This window comes from Mycobacterium sp., from assembly GCF_035603715.1.
Taxonomy (GTDB): domain Bacteria; phylum Actinomycetota; class Actinomycetes; order Mycobacteriales; family Mycobacteriaceae; genus Mycobacterium.
On record NZ_DATNJW010000355.1, the window covers coordinates 1 to 5,396 of the forward strand.

Below are 5,396 nucleotides of genomic sequence, written 5' to 3' on the forward strand. Positions count from 1 at the left end.
GACCGAGAACGCATCCGGTGGTAGCTCCGGCCCGTTCTACGACGGCGCGGTCTTCCACCGGGTCATCAACGGCTTCATGATCCAGGGCGGCGACCCCACCGGCACCGGCCGAGGCGGCCCGGGCTACAAGTTCGCCGACGAGTTCCACCCTGAGTTGCAGTTCGACAAGCCCTATCTGTTGGCGATGGCCAATGCGGGCCCGGGAACCAACGGCTCGCAGTTCTTCATCACCGTCGGCCAAACCCCGCACCTGAACCGCAAGCACACGATCTTCGGCGAGGTCGTGGACGGGGACTCACAGGGCGTCGTCGACGCCATCGCCACCACCGCCACCGGCCCCGGCGACCGTCCCTCCGAGCCGGTCGTCATCGAATCGATCACGATCTCCTGACGCCTGCAAGTCAAGACCCCGCGTAACCGCGCGCGGTCAGCACGTCGAGCACGTCCAACGGGTCGGTGCCGAGGTCCCAGCGCGAGAACACGAACAGCCGGCCGTCGTTGGCGTCGATCTCGAGTAGGCGCAGTTTGCGCCCGATCCGCCGGAATTCGGTGATCCGGACGATCTTGATATCGGGTCGCTGCAGGTGGGCCGGCCGTATCCAGCCGCCGACCTGCAGGCCGTCGGCGGTGATTGCCAGTTTTGGGCGTGCGCGCCACGTTCCGCCCGCAAACAAGATCAGTCCCGTCGCGGCGATGCCGAGCAAAAGCCGCCCCGGCGGGTCTGTGACGACGGTCACACATGTGGTAGCCATCACAATTCCGGCAAGGCCACAAGCAGCGATTCCAGCCGAAGACGGCGCCCACTGTGTTTGCTGCACCAGGCTCCTAGGGGTGTCTACCACTGCCTATCCGGTTATCCACAAGCGCTATCCCCAATGGGGATGAATAACATGCGTGTGATCCGGTCCCGCACTCGTTGCTGGCTCAGCAACGCTGCCGGCCGACGCCGCCCGCCTTTCGAGGGCCGCTGGGCCTACCGCCACCGCATCGTGAGCAACAAGCCACTGATCATGAAAGCAAACGCGACGGCGTAGTTCCACGGCCCCAGCGCGGCCATCCAGTTGAGCGCAGCCGGCGCATCAGCGCCAGTCGCGGCGAGCTGGAACACCATCAGCCAGACCAGGCCGATCAGCATCAAGCCGCAGAACAACACCACAAACCACACGCTGGACGGGCCGGCCTTGACCTTGACCGGGGTGCGGCTCACCGCGCTAGCGGTGAAGTCACTCTTCTTGCGGACTTTGGACTTGGGCATTTCAACCTCGGAGCTACGGTAGGAAGAGCCAGTGCAACGACGAGCGTAACGCACTCACCAGCAGCGGACGGAGAGCCGATGGCGATGCGCATCCCCCGGCTGCTTTCCGCGCGCGACAGCCGGGACGCTGGAGCGACCCCGTCGCCGTGGCGGATCGGCGTTCCGGTGGTGTGTTTATTGGCCGGGCTGCTGCTCGGGGCCACCCACGGGGTGTCCCGCGGCGGCGAGATCAGGCGCAGCGATGCGCCGCGGCTGGTCGATCTGGTGCGCAGCGAACGCTCCGCGGTCGAGAACCTGACCACCGAACGGGATCAGCTGGCCAACACCATCGACTCGACGCACGGCCGGTCCCCCGACGCGGCGTTGGCAGCGATGCAGCGGCGGTCCGCCGAGCTGGCCGCCGACGCCGGGCTGGACCCGGTGCACGGGCCGGGACTGACCGTCACGCTCAACGACGCACAGCGCGACGCCAACGGACGCTTTCCCCGCGACGCATCGCCGGATGATCTTGTCGTGCACCAGCAGGACATCCAGGCTGTCCTCAACGCGTTGTGGAGCGCGGGCGCCGAGGCGATCCAGATGCAGGACCAGCGCATCATCGCGACCTCGGTACCCCGCTGCGTGGGCAACACCTTGCTGCTCAACGGGCGCACCTACAGCCCGCCGTACCGGGTCACCGCGATCGGCGACGCCGCAGCCATGCAGGCCGCGCTGGCGGCCGCTCCCCTGGTGATCCTCTACAAGCAGTACGTGGTGCGGTTCGGGCTCGGCTACACCGAGCAAGTCTCGCCAGACGTGCGCATCGTGGGTCACACCGAACCGGTGCGGATGCACTCCGCTCAGCCCCTCGGCCCGGTCAATTACTGATTCGATGCAGCGAAAACGGTCTCGGCCAGCATGCGCCGGCACCAGGCCCGGTACGCATCCGGGCTCCATCCGTCGCGCTGGGTGATTCGCAGGTACGTCTCGACGCTGCAGACGACGGCTGCCGTCTCGACGAGTTCGTCGAACGGCACGTCATCGCGAAGCCATCCACGGTTGCCGAAGATGTCGAGGACGCGACGGACCTGCCCGTTGATCCCGGCGATGAAATCGTCCAGGTAACGGTCCAACTCGGGGTCGGAGTTGGCACCGCCGAACAGCGCGGGCGCCAATTGCGCGGTCCGCATGTGGACATCTGTCGCAAACGACGCAACGAAGTCGAGCGCGTCCTGGGGGTCGTCATTGGCTATCAGCTGGCGGCCAACATCCAGATCGAGCAGGTTTTCTTCGCCACTGACGCCCACCCCGGCGAACTCGGCCGCGGCGATCAGGAGAGCCGCCTTTGGGCCGTGACCCTGGACCGTTTCAGCGGAAACACCGGCCGCGACGGCGATTTTCGCGAGGGTGGTGCGCGCATAGCCTTCGGCGGCAAACAGCTCGGCGGCAGCCGCGACCACCCGCGATCGCGTCAACTCCGCCTGCTTCTGCCGCAGTTCGGACCGGTAAGCCCGTGTCTTTGCGGATATTGACTGCGATGACATGGTAATGAATACTATCACTCTGTAATCAACAGGGGCCCGAGGAGTGAAATGGCAACCATCATCGTCGCCAGCATCCCTGCTCATGGTCACGTCACGCCGATGTTGGCGGTTGCCGAGAGTTTCGTCAGGCGCGGCGACGACGTATGGGTCGTGACCGGTTCGCGTTATGCCGACAAGGCCGCGGCGACGGGTGCGAGCTTTGTACCCCTGCCCGCCGAGGCTGATTTCGACGACCAGCATCTGTTGGCGAGCTTTCCCGAACGCGACCAGCTGAAGGGCATCAAAGCGATCGCCTTCGATATCGAAAATGTCTTTGCGCGGCCTGCCAAGGCTCAGTACCAGACGCTCAAGGCCGCTTTGGCCACACAACCGGCCGACGTCGTGCTCGCTGAACCTGCGTTTCTCGGCGCTGCTCTCATGCTCGAACATCAACGCAGCTCACGCCCGGCGGTCTTGATGTGTTCAGTTATCCCGCTGGCCAACGAGAGTCGCGACACTGCTCCGTTCGGCTTGGGTCTACCGCCGGCTCGTCTGTTCAACCGGCAGCGCAACGCCGTCTTGGCGGCGCTCAATCGCCGGATTGTAGGGCGCGCCAATCAATCAGTCAGTGACCAGTACCGCGAGGTACATGGCAAAGCGATGCCGGGCACCATGTTCGACTGGGGCCGCCGGGCCGATGCGCTCGTACAGTTCGGCGTCCCCTCGTTCGAGTACCCCCGGTCCGATGCACCAGGCAACCTGCATTACATCGGGCCGATGTTGGCCGCTTGTTCGTCCGCTCCGCTACCGGACTGGTGGGACGACCTTGACGGGACCAAGCCCGTTGTGCACGTCACTCAGGGCACGGTCGCCAACGTTGACTACGAACAGGCCATCGCGCCGACCCTGCGCGCGCTCGCCGATGAGGATGTCTTGGTGGTAGTCGCAACGGGCGGTCGACCGCTGGACACGCTGCCGACGCTGCCCGCTAACGCGCGGGCGGCAACGTACCTGCCCTACGACGAATTGCTGCCGCGCACTGCAGTTTTCGTGACCAACGGTGGATACGGCGGCGTCCAGTGCGCGTTGCGTTACGGCGTGCCGATCGTGGCCACCGGCGGTAAGGAAGACAAGCCTGAGGTCGGCGCCCGCGTCGCGTGGTCCGGAGTGGGACGGCGCATCAGAAGTGAACGGCCGACAGCGCGCGCACTGCGCCGGCGCATCCGGGCCGTGTTGAGCCAGCCGAGCTACCGCCAAGCCAGCTGCCGTATTGCGGCCGAGATGGCCGGGGCCCCCGGCTTCGCGGGGCTGGCCGACATCGTGGACCGGTTGACCGCGGGCTCTACGCGATTGACCACGCCGGAATTGAACGACTCGATTTAACCTGTAACCTGGCGCGATGCAGATCTTGGTCGTCGACAACTACGACAGCTTCGTGTTCAACCTGGTGCAATACCTCGGCCAGTTGGGTGTCGAGGCGCAGGTGTGGCGCAACGACGACGCTCGGCTGTCGGACCCCGCCGCGGTCGCCACTGCGGTCGACGGAATTCTGCTGAGCCCGGGCCCGGGCACACCCGAACGGGCGGGCGCCTCGATCGACCTGGTGCGTGCCAGCGCCGCGTCAGGCACTCCCCTGCTGGGCGTGTGCCTCGGCCACCAAGCCATCGGGGTGGCCTTCGGCGCCACCGTTGACCGGGCCCCCGAATTGCTGCACGGCAAGACCAGCAGCGTGCATCACACGAATACCGGTGTGCTGCAAGGTCTTCCAGATCCATTCACCGCGACCAGGTATCACTCGCTGACCATCATGCCTGAGACGCTGCCCGCCGAGCTGGAGGTCACCGCGCGCACCCGCAGCGGTGTGATCATGGGTGTGCGGCACGCCGAGCTGCCGATCCACGGCGTCCAGTTCCACCCGGAGTCGATCCTCACCGAAGGCGGCCACCGGATGCTGGCCAACTGGCTGGCCGACTGCGGCCAGGCCCTCGACGAAAGCTTGGTCCGCAAGCTGGAAAGCGAGCTGGTGGACAGCCTGGCCACCGTGCGGCAGTACGACGCGGCTACTGACCGAACTTCAGCGTGATGCTGCCGTCCTTGTTGGCGCCCTGACCCGCCGACGGACTCTGATACACCACCCGGTTGTGTTGGGAGCCACCGGCATCGACGTCGGGGCCTCGGTCCAGAATCCCCGTCCAGCCCAACGCGCGTAACCGCGGTTCTGCGTCGGTCCAGAACATTCCGGTCACATCGGGCATGATGAATTGGTTGCCTTTGGACACCTGCAACTCGATCACCGTGTCGACCGGAACATTAGCTCCGGCAGGCGGATTGGTGCCGATCACCGAGCCGGCCGGCCGGGGACTGTCGACGGCGGCCTGAGCGAACTTGGAGAACCCGTACACCGTCAGATTCTTCTGCGCCTCGTCGGCGGCCTGCCCGGCGACGTCGGGCACCTGCTTGCTCGACGGCCCTGAGCCGACGATCACGGAGATTTCGTTGGTGATCGCCGACGTCTGGTTGGCCGACGGAATGGTGCCGATGACTTTGTCTTTCGCCTCCGGTGTCGACGGCGAGTTGACTTGTTTGAACCGGCTGAAGCCGGCGGATTTCAGCTTCTTCACCGCCGCGGCGTAGCTCAG

8 protein-coding genes are annotated in these 5,396 nt (G+C 65.7%); 4 read left to right on the forward strand and 4 right to left on the reverse strand.

Annotated features, from left to right (window positions below; translation table 11 throughout):
- Positions 1–391: peptidylprolyl isomerase (locus tag VN856_RS14775; protein WP_325690271.1), on the forward strand; the 391-nt coding region annotated here is incomplete at its 5' end.
- A gap of 10 nt (positions 392–401) precedes the next feature.
- On the opposite strand, the gene VN856_RS14780 is transcribed toward VN856_RS14775, so the two are convergent.
- Together VN856_RS14780 and crgA are read right to left on the reverse strand one after the other, a co-directional pair.
- Positions 402–818, reverse strand: a complete 417-nt coding sequence (locus VN856_RS14780; RefSeq protein ID WP_325690273.1) for a PH domain-containing protein — start codon at positions 816–818, stop codon at positions 402–404.
- Between the two features lie 155 nt (positions 819–973).
- Positions 974–1,255, reverse strand: a complete 282-nt coding sequence (crgA, locus tag VN856_RS14785; protein ID WP_325690276.1) for a cell division protein CrgA — start codon at positions 1,253–1,255, stop codon at positions 974–976.
- A gap of 84 nt (positions 1,256–1,339) precedes the next feature.
- Here crgA and VN856_RS14790 point away from each other — a divergent pair, with 84 nt between their 5' ends.
- Complete coding sequence (locus VN856_RS14790) at positions 1,340–2,122, forward strand: DUF881 domain-containing protein (protein WP_325690287.1); 783 nt, start codon at positions 1,340–1,342, stop codon at positions 2,120–2,122.
- On the opposite strand, the gene VN856_RS14795 is transcribed toward VN856_RS14790, so the two are convergent.
- Complete coding sequence (locus VN856_RS14795) at positions 2,116–2,778, reverse strand: TetR/AcrR family transcriptional regulator (protein WP_325690278.1); 663 nt, start codon at positions 2,776–2,778, stop codon at positions 2,116–2,118. The two genes, VN856_RS14790 and VN856_RS14795, sit on opposite strands and share 7 nt — an antisense overlap.
- A gap of 48 nt (positions 2,779–2,826) precedes the next feature.
- Here VN856_RS14795 and VN856_RS14800 point away from each other — a divergent pair, with 48 nt between their 5' ends.
- Together VN856_RS14800 and VN856_RS14805 are read left to right on the forward strand one after the other, a co-directional pair.
- Entirely contained in the window at positions 2,827–4,140 is a 1,314-nt protein-coding gene (locus VN856_RS14800; RefSeq protein WP_325690280.1) for a glycosyltransferase, read from the forward strand.
- Between the two features lie 16 nt (positions 4,141–4,156).
- Positions 4,157–4,840 (forward strand): aminodeoxychorismate/anthranilate synthase component II, encoded by a 684-nt coding sequence (locus VN856_RS14805; RefSeq protein WP_325690283.1) that lies wholly within the window; start codon positions 4,157–4,159, stop codon positions 4,838–4,840.
- On the opposite strand, the gene VN856_RS14810 is transcribed toward VN856_RS14805, so the two are convergent.
- A partial coding sequence (locus VN856_RS14810) for a PASTA domain-containing protein (protein WP_325690285.1) occupies positions 4,818–5,396 on the reverse strand: 579 nt, incomplete at its 5' end. The two genes, VN856_RS14805 and VN856_RS14810, sit on opposite strands and share 23 nt — an antisense overlap.